The organism is Pseudomonas sp. TMW22090, from assembly GCF_022496665.1.
GTDB lineage: Bacteria > Pseudomonadota > Gammaproteobacteria > Pseudomonadales > Pseudomonadaceae > Aquipseudomonas > Aquipseudomonas gregormendelii.
The window spans coordinates 649431-664420 of sequence record NZ_SCFH01000001.1; the positions used below are offsets into that span (position 1 = coordinate 649431).

Sequence of the window (14990 nt, forward strand, 5' to 3'; positions counted from 1 at the left end):
TTCTGGAACAGCTGAATGTAGAATTTTGCGGAAATACCCGTCAGAAAATTGGATCAATATGCCCGTTATGGGGCAAACTCCCTGTTTTTTAACAGTTCGACAAGGCTCCCACATGACCTCTGCGTCTTCGGTAGATGAGCAACGATTCCGTAAACTCCTGAGCCGCAACGTCAGCCTGCCATTGGGTGTGGGCGTTGTCAGTGCGGTGTTCTTCGTGTCCCTGATCCTCTATCTGTTGTCAACCATCCAGTGGGTGGAACATACCGATCGGGTGATCAATAACGCCAACGAAGCGGTGAAACTGACCGTCGATCTGGAAACCGGGATGCGCGGCTATCTGCTCAGCGGTGACGAGAAGTTTCTCGAACCCTATGAAACCGCGCGCCCGCGGATCAAGGTTGCTCTCGACACCTTGCTGGAACTGACCAGTGACAACCCGGTACAGACCGATCGTCTGCGTCGCCTCGAAGCGCTGCAGGGCGAATGGGCCAGCTATGCGCAATCGATGATCGACTTGCAACGTTCCAGTGGCGACTACCGTGGTGCGGTCAAGGCCGGGCGCGGCAAACGCCTGACCGATGAAATACGCAAGCAGTTCGAAGACGTGATCGAGATGGAGCAGCAGCTGCGCGCCTCGCGCAATGAAGACGTGCGCCGCACCACCATCTGGAGCATCGCCCTGTACCTGCTGTTCGTCGCCGGGATCAGTGCGCTGCTGGCCTATATAGGCCGCCGCGACCTGCTCAACCTGTCGCAGAACTACGCTGCCAACCTGGCCGCGCAGCAGTCCAGCGCCAACCGTCTGGAGCAGCAGGCCTGGCTGCGCAATGGCCAGACTGAACTCGCCGAACAGGTCCTGGGGCAGCTTTCGCTGAACGTGCTGGGGCGCAATATCCTGCAGTTCTGCGCGCAGTACCTCGGTTCAGCGGTCGCGGCCATCTATGTGCGCGAAGAGCACGGTGGCCTCAAGCGCATTGCGTCCTACGGGTTTTCCCGGGAACAGGAAGAGCGTGAGCACTACATTTATAGCGATGAAGGGATTGTCGGGCAGGTGGCTCAACGGGCCCAGCTGATTCGCCTGGACAAGGTCCCCAGTGATTACTTCAAGGTCAGCTCTGCCCTGGGCGAAGGGCTGCCGCACAGTGTGTTGGTGGTCCCGACCAGCGACGACGAGCGGGTCAATGGCGTAATCGAGCTGGGCTTTCTGCGCCCCCTCAGTGACCGTGACGTCGAGTTGCTGGAGCTGATTGCCGGCAACATTGGCACATCGATCGAGGCCGCGCGTTATCGCCAGCGCCTGCAAGAGGTGCTGGCCGAAACCCAGCAACTCAATGAAGAGCTGCAGGTTCAGCAGGAAGAACTCAAGACCGCTAACGAAGAGCTCGAAGAGCAGTCGCGCATCCTCAAGGAATCCCAGGCGCACCTGGAAACCCAGCAGGTGGAGCTGAAGCAGACCAATGAACAGCTGGCCGAGCAGGCGCAGATCCTCGCCGATCAGCGCGACGCCATGGACCAGAAGAACACTGAGCTCAATCTGGCTCAAACGCAGCTGGAAGAGCGTGCCGAGGAGTTGCAGCGTTCGAGCAAGTACAAGTCCGAATTCCTCGCCAACATGTCCCATGAGCTGCGCACGCCGCTGAACAGCTCGCTGATCCTGGCCAAACTGCTGGCGGAAAATCCCCAGGACAATCTCAGCGCCGAGCAGGTCAAGTTTGCCGAGTCGATCTATTCGGCAGGCAACGATCTGCTGCATCTGATCAACGACATCCTCGACATTTCCAAGGTCGAGGCCGGCAAGCTCGAGATGCTCCCCGAGAACACCAGCGTCGCGCGCCTGGTGGACGGCTTGCGCGGGATGTTCCAGCCGCTGGCGACGCAAAAGAAGCTGGATTTCCAGGTCGAGCTGCAAGACGGTTCGCCGCTGATGATCTACACCGACCGCCAGCGCCTGGAGCAGGTGATCAAGAACCTGCTGTCCAACGCCGTGAAGTTCACCGAGAGCGGCACGGTCAGCCTCACCGTTACCAGCATGCCGGATGATGGCATTGCGTTCGTCGTGCGCGATTCCGGGATTGGCATTGCCGCCGATCAGCAGGAAAGCATCTTCGAAGCCTTCCGCCAGGCCGACGGCACCACCAACCGGCGCTACGGCGGCACCGGCCTGGGGCTGTCGATTTCCCGGGATCTGGCCGCATTGCTCGGCGGTTCCATCAGTGTCACCAGTGAACCGGGGCAGGGCAGCGTGTTCACCCTGGTGCTGCCGCAGCAATATGTCGAGCCGGGTGAAAGCCCGGTCGCGCCGGTAGTTCCGGCGCCCGTGGCCGTCTCGCACAAAGTCGCCGCACCGCCTGCCCTGGCACCGCTGATTGCGCCGGTCGACATCCCCCGCTTCAACGATGACCGCAGCAAGGCGCCGTTTGCCACGCGCTGCATCCTGGTGGTGGAAGACGAGCCGAATTTCGCACACATTCTCTACGACCTGGCGCATGAACTGGGCTACCAGTGCCTGGTTGCCCATGGCGCCGACGAAGGTTACAACCTGGCCAGGGAGTACATTCCGGACGCGATCCTGCTGGACATGCGTCTGCCAGACCATTCCGGCCTGACCGTGCTGCAGCGCCTCAAGGAACACGCAGACACGCGGCATATCCCGGTGCACGTGATTTCGGTCGAGGACCGAGTGGAAGCGGCCATGCACATGGGCGCCATCGGTTACGCCGTCAAACCGACCACCCGCGAAGAGCTCAAGGATGTGTTCGCCCGCCTGGAAGCGAAGCTGACCCAGAAGGTCAAGCGCGTGCTGCTGGTGGAAGATGACGACCTGCAGCGCGACAGCATCGCCCGCCTGATTGGTGACGAGGACATCGAGATCACCGCGGTTGGCTATGCCCAGGAAGCGCTGGAGCTGCTGCGCACCACCATCTACGACTGCATGATCATCGACCTGAAGCTGCCGGACATGCTGGGCAATGAACTGCTCAAGCGCATGTCCACCGAGGACATCTGTTCCTTCCCGCCTGTGATCGTCTACACCGGCCGCAACCTCACCCGGGATGAAGAGGCCGAGCTGCGCAAGTACTCGCGCTCGATCATCATCAAGGGCGCGCGTTCACCGGAGCGATTGCTCGACGAGGTGACACTCTTTCTGCACAAAGTCGAATCCCAGCTGTCCCATGAACGGCAGAAGATGCTCAAGACCGCCCGTAGCCGCGACAAGGTCTTCGAGGGTCGCAAAGTGCTGTTGGTAGACGACGACGTGCGCAATATTTTCGCCCTCACCAGCGCGCTCGAGCAAAAAGGCGCTGTAGTGGTCATTGGCCGTAACGGTCGTGAAGCGATTGAAAGGTTGAATGAAGTCGAGGACATCGATCTGGTGTTGATGGACGTAATGATGCCGGAGATGGACGGCTTTGAAGCCACCATCGAGATTCGCAAGGACCCGCGCTGGCGCAAGCTGCCGATCATTGCGGTGACGGCCAAGGCCATGAAGGATGATCAGGAACGCTGCCTGCAGGCCGGCTCCAATGATTACCTGGCCAAGCCCATTGACCTGGATCGCCTGTTCTCGTTGATTCGAGTGTGGTTACCGAAGATGGAACGCATTTAGTGCAAGCCAATACCGAAATCGAATTGCGGCTGCTGATCGAGGCCATTTACCTCAAGTACAGCTATGACTTTCGCGACTACTCCGGCGCTTCGATCAAGCGCCGGGTGCAGCACGCGTTGGGCCAGTTCGAATGTGCGACCATTTCGGCGCTGCAGGAGAAGGTCCTGCACGACCCGACGGCGTTCATGCAATTGCTGCAGCTGCTGACCATCCCGGTTAGCGAGATGTTTCGCGACCCCTCGCACTTCCTGGCCATTCGCCAGGAAGTGGTGCCGTTGCTCAAGACCTACCCCTCGATCAAGATCTGGATCGCCGGCTGCAGCACTGGGGAAGAAGTCTATTCGATGGCGATCCTGCTGCGCGAAGAAGGCTTGCTGGACCGCACCATCATCTACGCCACCGACATCAACCCGCGTTCTCTGGATAAAGCCAAGCAAGGCATCTTTTCCATGGAAAACGTGCGGGCCTACACAGCCAACTACCAGAAAGCCGGTGGCCAGCGTTCTTTCTCCGAGTACTACACGGCCGCTTACGGCTACGCGATTTTCGACAAGTCGCTGTGCGAGAACGTGACCTTCGCCGATCACAGCCTGGCCACCGACAGTGTGTTTTCAGAAACTCAGTTAATTTCCTGCCGTAACGTGATGATTTATTTCAATAAAAAACTTCAGGACAGGGCCTTTGGCTTGTTTCATGAGTCACTGTGCCATCGCGGCTTCCTGGTACTGGGCAGTAAGGAAACACCGGAGTTTTCAGCCTTCGGCAAGCAATTCGAACCCTTGGTCAAACAAGAACGGATCTACCGCAAATCATGAGCCATTCTTCGATTGAAGCCATCGTGATCGGCGCCTCGGCAGGCGGGGTCGAAGCCTTGCTGAACATCCTCAGCCCGCTGCGCGAGGGCTTCAAGCTGCCGATCATCGTCGTCCTGCACCTGCCCGATGCGCGCCGCAGTCATCTGACCGAAGTGTTCGCCCGCCGGGTCTCGATGCCGGTGATGGAGGCCAGTGACAAGACGCCGGTCGCGCCGGGCACGCTGTATTTCGCGGCGCCCGGTTATCACCTCTCGGTGGAACAGGACCGGACCTTCTCCCTGAGCCTGGAAGATCGCGTGCACCACTCGCGCCCGGCCATCGATTACCTGTTCGAATCCGCGGCCGATGCCTATGGCGTCAACCTCGCGGCGGTGCTGTTGACCGGCGCCAACCGCGACGGTGCCGGCGGCCTGGCACAGGTCAAGGACCGGGGCGGCCTGACCATCGTCCAGGATCCGCAAGAGGCGCAGGTGGCCACCATGCCGTTGGCGGCATTGGCCACCCACCAGCCCGATCACATTCTTCCCATTCACGGCATCGGCCGTCTGCTAGTCGAGCTGGAACGAATCGCATGCTAAGTAATATTCAAGCCAAACTGCTGATCGTCGACGATCTGCCGGAGAACCTGCTGGCGCTCGAAGCGCTGATCAAGCGCGAAGACCGCATGGTGTATAAGGCCTTGTCCGCCGACGAAGCCCTGTCCCTGCTGCTGCAGCACGAGTTCGCCATGGCCATTCTCGACGTGCAGATGCCCGGCATGAACGGCTTTGAACTCGCCGAGTTGATGCGCGGCACGGAAAAGACCCGGAACATCCCGATCGTATTCGTCAGCGCCGCCGGTCGCGAGCTCAATTACGCGTTCAAGGGCTACGAAAGCGGGGCGGTGGACTTCCTGCACAAGCCGCTGGATATCCATGCGGTCAAGAGCAAGGTCAATGTGTTCGTCGACCTGTATCGCCAGAGCAAGGCGATGAAACAGCAGGTCGAAGCGCTTGAGCAAAGCCGTCGCGAGCAGGAGGCGCTGCTGCAGCGATTACAAAGTACCCAGCTGGAACTGGAGCAGGCGGTGCGCATGCGCGATGACTTCATGTCGATCGTCGCCCATGAAGTGCGCACTCCGCTCAATGGCCTGATTCTGGAGACCCAGCTGCGCAAGATGCACCTGGCCCGGGAAAACGCCGCCGCGTTCACTCTGGACAAGATGCACGCCATGGTTGATCGCGACGAACGGCAGATCAAGAGCCTGATCCGCCTGATCGAGGACATGCTGGATGTATCGCGAATTCGCACCGGGAAATTGTCGATCCGCCCAAACCGCTTCGATCTCTCGGCGCTGGTGCGTGAGTTACTGCAAAACTTCGCCCCGCAAATCGACGCGGCCGAATCCTCGGTTTCCCTGGAAGCCAATGAACCGGTAGTGGGCAATTGGGATGAATTTCGCATCGAACAAGTGATCTCAAACTTGCTCACCAACGCTTTACGGTACGGCGCCAAGAGCCCGATCGCCGTGAGGGTGTACAGTGACAACGGTCAGGCGCGAGTTGAAGTGCGGGATCAAGGGATCGGCATCGGTGAAGAAAACCAGAAACGGATCTTCCAGCAATTCGAGCGCGTCACGGCCAAGCACGCCGTCGCCGGCCTGGGCCTGGGCCTGTTTATTTCAGAACAGATTGTGACGGCCCACGGCGGTACCATTACGGTCGAAAGCCGGATTGGCGAAGGTGCCCTGTTTCGCGTTTGTCTGCCGCTGTAGGAAATCAGCCAGATAAACGCAACCTCTGGTCGACCCCACGGTCGTATCAGCAGCTATTGACCGAACAAAGGCTTCCCATGAGTGAAGATGCGCAAGATGTAGTACTTGTCGTCGAGGATGACCCCTCGATATTGATGGTGTTGTCCGCTTATTTATCGGGCGAGGGCTACCGCGTGCTGCAGGCTGAGAACGGCGAGGAGGCCTTCGCTATCCTCGCCAGCAAACCGCACCTGGACATGATGATCACCGACTTCCGCCTGCCGGGTGGCATTTCCGGCGTGCAGATCGCCGAGCCCGCAGTAAAGCTGCGACCGGAACTGAAGGTGATATTCATCAGCGGCTACCCACAGGAAATCCGCGAGACCGACAGCCCGATTACCCGCAAGGCACCCATCCTGGGCAAACCATTCGATCTGGATGTGTTGCAGGAATTGATGCGGGACATGCTGTCGTAGAAGCTGCGAAGACACCCGCAGGAGCTGCGTACGACCTGCGTTGGAGCTGCGTACGACCTGCGTTGGAGCTGCGTACGGCCTGCGTAGGAGCTGTCGAGTGAAACGAGGCTGCGATCTTTTGATCTGAATTAATCCAGCGCGATCTCCCGATCCCGAAATCAAAATCAAAATCAAAAGATCGCAGCCTTCGGCAGCTCCTACCGATCCAACATCGGCAAAACCAGCCAAAATCGGCCAAAACCAGCCGTATCGGCCAACCGGCCAAACCCGGTCAACCCAAGCCAAAACCGGCCAAAAAAGCCTGCAGGCTCAAATACGGATCATCTCCCGCACCTTCGCCGTCAACAGGTCGAAGGTGAAGGGCTTGGTGATCATCTGCATCCCAGGGTCAAGAAACCCTCCACGCACCGCCGCATGTTCTGCGTAACCGGTAATGAACAACACCTTGAGATCCGGCCGGAACTGGCGCCCGATCTCCGCCAGCTGCCGCCCGTTCATGCCAGGCAGCCCGACGTCACTGATCATCAGGTCGATGCGTTGCGTCGAATCAAGGATCGGTACTGCGCTGTCTGCGTCGCCGGCTTCCACATAGGCGTAGCCGAGATCGCTCAGGACCGTGCTGACCAGCACTCGCACGGCCGGATCATCTTCAACGATCAACACCGTCTCGCCGTTTCGCGCGAAGGGCGCATGAGGCGCATCCACCGGCAGGTACTGCGGCACATCACCGCCAAAACGCGGCAGGTACAGGCTCACGGTAGTGCCCGCACCCACTTCACTGCTGATGGCCACGTGACCCCGCGACTGCTTGCTGAAACCATAGATCATCGACAGGCCCAGTCCCGTGCCTTGGCCGATGGGCTTGGTGGTGAAGAAGGGGTCAAAGGCCCGGGTGATGGTGCTTTGTGGCATGCCGCAGCCGTTGTCCGTGACGCTGAGCATCACGTAGTCGCCCGGCTCCAGATTGGCATGGGCGTCGGTAAAGGTCGCATCCAGGTGTTCGTTGCGAGTCTTGACCACCAGTTTGCCGCCGTTGGGCATGGCGTCCCGGGCATTGATGACGAGGTTGAGCAGGGCGCTTTCCAGCTGATTGGGATCGGCCTCGGCCACCCACAGTTGCTGATCCAGCTGCATATCCAGCTGAATGCTTTCGTCAATGCTGCGCTGCAACAGCTCGCCCATGGAGACCACCAGGGCGTTCATCTCCACGGGTTTGGAATCCAGTGACTGGCGGCGTGAAAACGCCAGCAGCCGGTGGGTCAGGCCAGCGGCGCGATTGGCCGAAGTCACACCCAGGTCGATCAAACCGTCCAGGTCGTCCGTGCGACCACGGGCCAGACGCCGGCGTAACAGCTCCAGGCTGCCAATGATCCCGGTCAACATGTTGTTGAAGTCGTGAGCAATGCCACCCGTGAGCTGGCCCACGGCTTCCATTTTTTGCGACTGGCGCAGGACTTCTTCGTTATGGCGCAACTGCGCGGTGCGTTCCTCAACCTGCTGTTCCAGGGTTTCGAGGGTATTCTGCAGGCGCAGCTCGCTCTGACTCAGGTCGATCAGCCGGTCCCTGGCTTCGTACTGTCGTCGGCGCCCGCGCAAGGCCGTGGTGACCAGGCTGATCAAGGTCACCGGATGAAAAGGGCGCTCGAGGAAGGTCACGTTGCCCAGTTGCGGGCTGAAACGCGAAGCGGGATTTTGCTCAGGGCCACCGTGATAGGTCATCAGCACGATGGGCAGATCCGACCATGCCGGCTGTTGCTCGATCAGCCCCACCAGGGGTTCGAGATCGCCGCCCAGCAAGGCCTCCGAAGAAATCAGCAACACCCCGGCACCAACCTCCAGCTCTCTGCACAAGGACGTCAGGTCGCGGGTGATGATCCCGGTAAACCCGGCTTCATTAAGCAACATCAATGCGATCTGGCTGTCACGTCCCAGCGGTGCGAGGATGATCGCGCGCTCGGACGTTGCTACTTGAGCCGTCACGGGGCTTCGTCCCCGAGTAACGGCTTGCTGGCGCCCATGTAGGTAGGCACGCCGCGCAGCACACCCTGAAAGGCATCGAGCGGCTCGCCGATGGTCATGCCCTTGCCGCTGATACGGTATTCGCGGATGGTGGATTCGTGGCTGCCCGTGCGCTTCTTGATGATGGAGATCGCGCGGCGAACCTTGCCCAGCGCTTCGAAATAGCGCAGCAGGATCACGGTGTCGGCCAGGTAGGTAATATCGACGGGGGCCTGCATGTCGCCTACCAGGCCGTGCTGGGCAACGGTCATGAACGTCGCTGCGCCCCGACGGTTGAGGTACAGCAACAACTCGTGCATGTGCAGGACCAGGGCATTTTCTTCGGGCATGGCGGCCTGATAGCCGTTGATGCTGTCGATCACCACTGTCTTGATTCCGCGTTCATCCACGCAACGGCGCACCCGGTGGGAAAATTCGCCGGGGGACAGCTCGGCCGCGTCGACCTGCTCGATCATCAGGTTGCCGGTGTCCTGCAGGGCCTTGAGGTCAATGCCCATGTTATTCATGCGCTCGAACAGCAGCCCCAATTCTTCGTCGAAGATAAACAACGCGGCCTTTTCCCCGCGCAGCACTGCCGCTGCCGCAAAGATCATCGAAATCAGCGATTTGCCCGTGCCGGCGGGGCCAAGGATGAGGGTGCTGGAGCCGGTTTCGATACCGCCGCCGAGGAGGGCATCAAGCTCTTTGATGCTGCTGGTCAATTGCGTGCGGATGTATTTGCCGCGGTGTTCGGCGGCCACCAGGCGGGGGAAGACATGCACGCCGTCGCCCATGATGGTGAAGTCATGGTAACCACCGCGGTACTTCTGGCCGCGGTATTTCACCACACGGATACGTCGACGTTCGGCGCCGTAGTTGGGCGTCAACTCTTCCAGGCGAATGACCCCGTGCGCGACGCTGTGCACGGTTTTGTCCAGGGATTCGGTAGTGAGGTCATCCAGCAGCACAACGGTGGCGTCGTAGCGCACGAAGTAATGCTTGATGGCGAGGATCTGCCGACGATAGCGCAGCGAGCTCTGGGCCAGCAGACGGATCTCGGAGAGGCTGTCCAGTACAACGCGGGTCGGCTTGACGCGCTCGACCACTTCAAAAATCTGCCGGGTCGCTTCGCCAAGCTCCAGGTCGGAGGAATACAGCAGGCTTTGCTGATGTTCGGCGTTGAGCAGGCTTTCCGGAGGTGTCAGCTCGAAGATATGGATGTTTTCGTCCAGTTCCCAACCGTGGGACAACGCGCCCTGACGCAACTCTCGTTCGGTTTCCGAAAGCGTGATGTACAACGAGCGCTCGCCGGCTCGAGCGCCGGCCATCAAAAAATGCAAGGCAATGGTGGTTTTGCCGGTACCGGGTTCACCCTCCAGCAAAAAAACGTGTCCGCGGGACAAGCCACCGGCCAGGATGTCATCCAGACCCTCGATACCGGTAGCGGCCTTTGCGCTGAACAACTCGTTAGATGTAGACAAAAAAAGCCCTCTCATGACTAGGGGAAGCGAGGCCGCAGGCCTGAAGTGCCTGCTCGGACTGCCTGATCACTTGACCTTGTGCCATCACGGCGGTTCCACACTATTTGCCGTTTGGGCGTATTTTGGGCTTTACCGAGTTGTGAGTTATTCAGGATTGAGGGCTTTGGCAAGTTGCAGGGTATGCAGGATATGCAGGATTGTGGAAGCAAAGCTAACGTCGGTTCTACTGGACCCAACTTGCCTCAAAGCCCCTGCTGCAACGCCGGGTCATCCGGGTTCATCTGCTCAAGCTGAGCCAGCAGAATCTGCACATTCTGCAACTGCCCGCTTTCCTTCCAGTAATTGATCAACAACACCCGGGCCCGACGATCGGCGGGATGGCGCTGGACTATTTCCTGCAACTGCTTCTGCGCCGCTTCCAGTTCCTGCTCATCGTGCAATGTAGTAGCCAGGTCGTAGCGGTAGTCCTTGTTATCCGGTTCCAGCTCTACCGCCTTGGCCAAACCCAGGACGGCATATTCACTCTGCCCGTGATGCAGCAACCACATTCCGAGGGCATGTTGCAGGTAAGCCGAATCCGGCTGGGCTTTCAACTGTTTGGCCAACAGCAGCCGGGCGGCGTCGCTCTGGCCTTGCCTGTCCAGTACGTCGATTTGCATCACCAGCGCCGGCAAATTGGTGGGGGCCAGTTGCAGGGTTTTCTCCAGCGCCTGCTGCGCCTCCTTCAGGTCACCGTTGTGCAGATGCAGCCGAGCCAGCTGGTAATAATTGTCAGCGCTGGGCGGCTGCGTCTTCAGGTCCTGTTCCCAGGCATCGATCGCCTGTTCCAGCGGGCCAAAATACAAGCCAAGCTCATCCGGGGACAGGCCGAGCAAGGCATTTACCGCGGCATAACGCACCTGCTGTTCGCCGTCATCGAGCAATGGCCCGATCAACAGGCTGCGCTGGCCATTGGGCACCAGGGCGCTGATGCTCTTGATGGCCGCCACGCGCACCTGGGGCGATTCGCGTTGCAAGTCGGCATCCGCCAGTTTGAGGGCGACCGAGCTTGGGTAGTTAGGCAGTTCGGCGTGCAGCCAGATTCGTCGTTTATCGGAGATGTCGGGGCGCGCCAGTTGTTGATAGAGCACCCGCGCAGCGCCGGGCTTTCCGGCTCGGGCCTGCTCCAGCGCTTCGCTGTAACCCCGCTTGATCGCAGGCGGGACGTCGGGGGTGGTGCTGCGCAGGAAAAACCAGGCCAGCACAACGGCGAACAGCGCGCAGAAGCTGATGATCAGGTAGCGGCGAGACTGGGGCATGCAGGAATCCATTGCTGACAAGCTTGTGCAAAGCCGTCAGCTTCGGTCAGGCAGGGCCTGGAGTCAAACCCTGACGCGTGCCAATGAAATGCGTCGACAGACTGCCCCCAGTGACTACGCTTGCAGGGACAAGACTGGTCGAGCGCTTCCATGCAACCACTGCTTCAATATTTCAAGGCAATGCTAAACCCCGGACCAGGGGTGTTGTTGTTCGCCTTGAGAACCATTGTCGCGGGCCTGTTGACGCTGTACCTGGCGTTCCTGTTCGACCTGGACCAGCCAAAATGGTCGATCATGGCAGTGGTCATCGTCAGCCAACCCCTGGGCGGCATGACCCTGGCGCGCAGTTTCGGCCAGGTCATCGGTACCACCCTGGGTGCCGTGGTCGCGGTGCTGATCATGGCGATTTTCCCCCAGGCGCCGCTGCCATTTATTCTGACCCTGGCCTTATGGCTGGCCCTGTGCACAGCAGGGGGGACGCTGCTGCGCTACACCAGTTCCCAGGCCTTTGTGCTCAGCGGTTATACAGCGGTGGTGGTGGCGTTGCTCGCCGTGCCCGAGCCGGATGGCATCTTCCTGCTGGCGGTAACCCGTGTCACTGAGACCTTGCTGGCAGTGGCCTGTGTCTGCGTGGTGAGCCTGCTCACGGCGCGCCCGGAGTCAGTCGCCCGGGACTACTTCACCCGGATCGACCAGGTCATCAAACTGCTCGCCACCCACGCCGCCGCCGTGATCCGCACCGAGGAAAGCGAGGACAATTTCCATCGTCGGCAAATGCAGCTGTTGGGCGAAATCAGTGCCCTGGAAGGCGTGCGGCGTCATCTGTATTTCGACGCGCCGCGGCTGCGCAGTGCCAACGCTCTGGTGCAACTGCTGGGTAACCAACTGGTGCTGCTGACGTCTCGCCTGACTGCTTTGCGGCACCAGCGTCTACTGCTGACCGAACGTTGGGAGGGCGAACTGCCGGAAGAAATACTGCAGATTCGCGCCGAAGAGCTGAAATTCCTCGACGAACTGGCTTACCAGGGCCGTTCGCTCTCGGCCGAGTCTCGCCAGCATTTCATCTTGCTGCAGCACCGCTTCGATGAGCTTGCCTATCGCGCCGAGCAACTGACCGAGGCCATGCCGGCGACATTGCGTTCGCTGGCCTGGTCGCTGCGCTGGGAACAGGCACGCCTGCTTGAGCAGCTGGGGCAGATTCTGGAGCTCAGCGATGCGATTCAGGAGGAGCGCCGCGCCAGCTCGGTGTTCCGCGGGCAGAATAATCCGTTGCACCTGGATTTCACCCTGGCGACCATGAACGCGGTGCGGGCCTTTACGGCGTTGGTGGTGGCCGGTCTGATCTGGATCGAGACGGGTTGGGACGGCGCCCGTGGAGGGATGGTGCTGGTGGGCATTCTCTGCTCATTGATGGCGACATTCCCGCGACCGCTGCTGGCCGCGCAGAGTTATGCCCGAGGGTTGGGACTGGCACTGGTGGTGTCAGCGCTGTATCAGTTCATGCTGGTGCCGATGATCAGTGACTTCGAAATGCTCGCGCTGTTGCTGGTGCCCTTGCTGTATGCCGTGGCGGTGGGTTTGGCCAGCCCGCCCACTACCGGGACCGGGATCGGCCTGGGGTTATCCACCTTCCTGCTGCTGGGGCCGCAGAACGCGGAGATCGGCCAGAATACGGCAATCCAGTGGTTCGAATTTGCTGGCGCGTACATGTGCGCCACGGCGCTGGCATTGAGTGTCTATGCGCTGATTTTCCCATTCCGGCCAGCCTTGCGCATCCGCCGGCTGTACTTCGAGAATCGGGCGCAGGTGTATGCCTTGTTGAAGGCCGCCGCCAGCGACGAACAGCAATTCGCCTTCGAGAGCCGCATGGTCGACAGGGTCACCATGATGCTGGGGCTGCTGCCCGCGGCGAGCGACAAAGACTCCAGGGCATTTTTCGAGTTCAGCCTGGGCTGCATGGCGTTAGGCGTGGCATTGAACCAGCTGCGACAGCAGGGGCAGGGCAACAGCTTGCTGGACGACGAAGTGCAAAGTCGCTTGCTGGCCACCGTGCGCGAGACCGGGCGGCTGATCGCCGGGCGCCAGGGTATTGAACTGACTGGCGTGCTCGGTCGCCTGCACCAACTCGGTGATTACCTTGACACTCTGCATTCGGGCGCCCATGAACATTTGTGGAGCGTGTTCCGTATGCGCGTTGCGCTGTTGATTGTGGTGTCGTTCCTGGAGCGCCACTCGGCGCATTTTCAAACGGTGGACGTGGAAGGAGTAGCTGATTTTGCCCATTGATCTGGAAGTGGGCGGCGTCTATCTGCCGCCGATCGCCCAGGCCCTGCTGCTGGCCCTGCCGGTTTTCCTTGCCCTGGACTGGGCCCTGCGGCGCATGGGGGTGCTGCGCTTTGTCTGGCACGAGGCGCTGTTCGAAGGCGCATTGTACGTGTGCGTGTGTGCCGCCCTGATACTGGTGATGGGAGCCTGACACCTTGAAAAAATTACTGCCCCGTCTAACCACCCTCGCCGTAGTGCTGCTGGCCGTCTTACTCGGCTGGTTTGCCTGGAATCACTACACGCGTGCGCCCTGGACCCGGGACGCGCGGGTGCGTGCCGACGTGGTCACCTTGTCGGCCGACGTAGCGGGGCGCATCGTCAGCCTCGGCGTGCAGGACAATCAACATGTTGCCAAGGGCCAGCTGCTGCTGGAGATCGACCCGGCGCGATACACCTTGGCCGTTGAACATGCCAGGCGTGCGGTAGAAGTATCCAAGGCCACCCTGGGGCAATCCGAGGCGGCGATCGTGTCCAGCGAGGCATTGCTCAAGCAGCGTGAGAGTGAGGAAAAACGCCGGCGCAAGCTCAAGGAAGGGTTCGCGATCTCGGGTGAGGAGTGGGAGAAATCCAGTACCGAGGTGGCGGTGGCCAAGGCCGAGCTGCTGCGCAACCAGGCTAACCTGGGCTTGGCCCAAGCCAATGTGCAACTGGCAATCGCGGCGCTGACCCAGGCCGAACTCGACCTGCAACGCACCCGCGTGGTGGCTCCGGTGAGTGGCTATGTGACCAACCTGCTGACACGCGAGGGTGACTATGCCCCGGCGGGCGGCGCGTTACTGGCGCTGGTGGACAGTGATTCCTTTTATGTCGCGGGTTATTTCGAGGAAACCAAATTACCGCGCATCCAGGAGGGCGACCCCGTGAAGATCGAATTGATGAGCGGCGAGACCTTCGCTGGCACGGTGCAAAGCATCGCCTTCGCCATCGCCGACCGGGAAAACCTGCCAGGTGGGCGTCTGCTGGCCAACATCAACCCAAGTTACACCTGGGTAAAACTGGCACAGCGGGTGCCGGTGCGCATAGGGATTGATCCTGGCTATGCGGCAAAAAACCGCCTCCGGGCGGGGACCACCGCGACCGTGACTGTGCTGGAGAATACCCGACAACAGGCGCGATAAAAGCTTGCGCAATTGATGGGTGGGCGGCCTTGAGTGTGCCACCCAGCTACCTGCCAAACACGCAAAAAAAACCCCACGACCGGATGAGGCGTGGGGTTAAAAAATGGGTGGGTCGCGGCCAACCAAAGAGGCGCTTGAAG

Annotated in this window: 11 protein-coding genes; 8 read left to right on the forward strand and 3 right to left on the reverse strand. The window is 60.2% G+C overall.

Annotated elements, in window-relative coordinates; genetic code table 11:
• Nucleotides 1-112 precede the first annotated feature (112 nt).
• The 5 genes from EQV97_RS03095 to EQV97_RS03115 all read left to right on the forward strand — a co-directional run bounded on the left by EQV97_RS03095 (nucleotide 113) and on the right by EQV97_RS03115 (nucleotide 6630).
• Nucleotides 113-3607 (forward strand): response regulator, encoded by a 3495-nt coding sequence (locus tag EQV97_RS03095; RefSeq protein ID WP_240888368.1) that lies wholly within the window; start codon nucleotides 113-115, stop codon nucleotides 3605-3607.
• A complete protein-coding gene (locus tag EQV97_RS03100) occupies nucleotides 3607-4422 on the forward strand; it encodes a protein-glutamate O-methyltransferase CheR (protein ID WP_122840492.1) in 816 nt (271 codons plus the stop codon). Before EQV97_RS03095 ends, EQV97_RS03100 begins: the two co-directional genes overlap by 1 nt.
• Nucleotides 4419-5000: a chemotaxis protein CheB gene (locus EQV97_RS03105; protein ID WP_122840491.1), complete on the forward strand. Its 582-nt coding sequence runs from the start codon at nucleotides 4419-4421 to the stop codon at nucleotides 4998-5000. The genes EQV97_RS03100 and EQV97_RS03105 overlap by 4 nt, the downstream gene beginning before the upstream one ends.
• The gene (locus EQV97_RS03110; protein WP_122840490.1) at nucleotides 4994-6175 is read left to right on the forward strand and encodes a hybrid sensor histidine kinase/response regulator; all 1182 of its coding nucleotides are present in this window, start codon (nucleotides 4994-4996) and stop codon (nucleotides 6173-6175) included. Before EQV97_RS03105 ends, EQV97_RS03110 begins: the two co-directional genes overlap by 7 nt.
• A gap of 77 nt (nucleotides 6176-6252) precedes the next feature.
• Nucleotides 6253-6630: a response regulator gene (locus tag EQV97_RS03115; protein ID WP_045058360.1), complete on the forward strand. Its 378-nt coding sequence runs from the start codon at nucleotides 6253-6255 to the stop codon at nucleotides 6628-6630.
• A gap of 309 nt (nucleotides 6631-6939) precedes the next feature.
• Here the strand turns inward: EQV97_RS03115 and EQV97_RS03120 are convergent, their stop codons facing one another.
• From EQV97_RS03120 to EQV97_RS03130, 3 genes are all read right to left on the reverse strand, one after another.
• Complete coding sequence (locus EQV97_RS03120) at nucleotides 6940-8610, reverse strand: response regulator (protein WP_225570439.1); 1671 nt, start codon at nucleotides 8608-8610, stop codon at nucleotides 6940-6942.
• Complete coding sequence (locus EQV97_RS03125) at nucleotides 8607-10109, reverse strand: ATPase domain-containing protein (RefSeq protein ID WP_122840488.1); 1503 nt, start codon at nucleotides 10107-10109, stop codon at nucleotides 8607-8609. The genes EQV97_RS03120 and EQV97_RS03125 overlap by 4 nt, the downstream gene beginning before the upstream one ends.
• Before the next feature lie 242 nt (nucleotides 10110-10351).
• Complete coding sequence (locus EQV97_RS03130; RefSeq protein WP_240888369.1) at nucleotides 10352-11407, reverse strand: tetratricopeptide repeat protein; 1056 nt, start codon at nucleotides 11405-11407, stop codon at nucleotides 10352-10354.
• Nucleotides 11408-11557: 150 nt separating this feature from the next.
• Here EQV97_RS03130 and EQV97_RS03135 point away from each other — a divergent pair, with 150 nt between their 5' ends.
• Genes EQV97_RS03135 through EQV97_RS03145 form a run of 3 tightly spaced genes read left to right on the forward strand, consistent with a single transcriptional unit; the run spans nucleotide 11558 to nucleotide 14850 of the window.
• Complete coding sequence (locus EQV97_RS03135; protein WP_240888370.1) at nucleotides 11558-13693, forward strand: FUSC family protein; 2136 nt, start codon at nucleotides 11558-11560, stop codon at nucleotides 13691-13693.
• Nucleotides 13683-13883, forward strand: coding sequence for a DUF1656 domain-containing protein (locus EQV97_RS03140; protein ID WP_045058365.1), 201 nt, complete (start codon nucleotides 13683-13685; stop codon nucleotides 13881-13883). The genes EQV97_RS03135 and EQV97_RS03140 overlap by 11 nt, the downstream gene beginning before the upstream one ends.
• A gap of 4 nt (nucleotides 13884-13887) precedes the next feature.
• Complete coding sequence (locus EQV97_RS03145) at nucleotides 13888-14850, forward strand: HlyD family secretion protein (protein WP_122840485.1); 963 nt, start codon at nucleotides 13888-13890, stop codon at nucleotides 14848-14850.
• Nucleotides 14851-14990: the final 140 nt, after the last annotated feature.

What these genes read in the sequence shown, in the direction of transcription:
- EQV97_RS03115 (WP_045058360.1), top strand. Translation starts at nt 6,253, where the DNA reads ATGAGTGAAGATGCGCAAGATGTAGTACTTGTCGTCGAGGATGACCCC.
- EQV97_RS03105 (WP_122840491.1), top strand. Translation starts at nt 4,419, where the DNA reads ATGAGCCATTCTTCGATTGAAGCCATCGTGATCGGCGCCTCGGCAGGC.
- EQV97_RS03130 (WP_240888369.1), bottom strand. Translation starts at nt 11,407, where the DNA reads ATGCCCCAGTCTCGCCGCTACCTGATCATCAGCTTCTGCGCGCTGTTC.
- EQV97_RS03095 (WP_240888368.1), top strand. Translation starts at nt 113, where the DNA reads ATGACCTCTGCGTCTTCGGTAGATGAGCAACGATTCCGTAAACTCCTG.
- EQV97_RS03110 (WP_122840490.1), top strand. Translation starts at nt 4,994, where the DNA reads ATGCTAAGTAATATTCAAGCCAAACTGCTGATCGTCGACGATCTGCCG.
- EQV97_RS03135 (WP_240888370.1), top strand. Translation starts at nt 11,558, where the DNA reads ATGCAACCACTGCTTCAATATTTCAAGGCAATGCTAAACCCCGGACCA.